General features: G+C 40.5%; 1 protein-coding gene. It reads right to left on the bottom strand.

From position 1 onward, the window contains the following. Positions 1-229: 229 nt before the first annotated feature. A complete protein-coding gene (locus tag CXF78_RS01465) occupies positions 230-829 on the bottom strand; it encodes a hypothetical protein (RefSeq protein ID WP_011637852.1) in 600 nt (199 codons plus the stop codon). Positions 830-1,095: the final 266 nt, after the last annotated feature.

Raw genomic sequence — 1,095 nt, 5'->3', positions numbered from 1 at the left:
CCTCAAGCGATAACGCACTAGGCGTATCGTGAGTGACAATAATACTGGTGCCAGCATGGTTATTGATTAAATTGGCGAGGGTGATGGCTTGCGACACGCCACCCAATGTTGCCAAAGTTTGCGTTTGTTGGCCTTTTTTTACACTCGGCGGCGTGAGTACACTAAATAGGTTCATTGAAATCTTTGTCAGTTCCGTTTGCGATCAAGTCGTATTGAATGAGGCGAGGCTTCAGCTACGCTGTTTATCGATATTCTGTTTACGTTTTTTGAGCATTTTTTGTTGTACATTCAAGCTTGCTTTGACTAATTGCTCAATATCATCTTCAAGTATTTGGCTAAATTCAAGCTCACAGCGCCAATATGCGGTTTCGGTGGCGTCATCTGTTGATACTGGGGTGCAGCTTTGTATTTGGCACAGACACAACAATGCCACTAATTCTGTATGCAAATAGATGTGGGTCTTAACGTGTTCATTTACAACCAATGGACGTGAAGAAATGATACTAATTCCACTGCCACCAAATTGATCACCTTTAAATAACTCACCATCTTGAACTTCTTTTTCTAATACGTGTTGCAATACTAAATCGACTTTACGCGATTGTAGCTTTAAAAAGTCGACCACGGCTTTAGCATCATTGTCTAAATTGCGCAGTTGCAGTAAACAATTTGCTTCAAGACTTTTCACTTCGGTCAGTAGTTTTAACCCAACAGATTGCATGTCGCGGAGTTCATCATCTGTGGGTAAAGCTTGGTTTGCATCCCACGAAGTTAAGTACACATTAAAGTGGTGAGGCACACTAAAATAAGAATTGCTGTCAGGTATCAAGGTTTGCCTCTTTATTTATCACACTAATAGCCCTATTATCGTGCCCAACTTAATGATTTAGCAAGTCATACACGCTGGCTTGTTGTTTTCATATTCACATTTTGCCTGATTGTCTGACTTATACGCCCCAATAGGCGCACAGGATTAGTATTTTTTTATGAATTTAGGATTTTCATTTTTTATCGGCTACCGTTACTGGCGAGCCCGAAAAGCGAATGCTTTTGCCTCTTTTATTACCTTCTTTGCGGTATCGGGTATTTTCTTAG

Origin of the sequence: Shewanella sp. 11B5, from assembly GCF_002836795.1 — a bacterium.
In the GTDB taxonomy this organism is placed as follows: Bacteria; Pseudomonadota; Gammaproteobacteria; order Enterobacterales; family Shewanellaceae; genus Shewanella; species Shewanella frigidimarina.
Note: the sequence above shows the minus strand (reverse complement) of the source record. Positions and strands in the feature narration are given on the sequence as shown.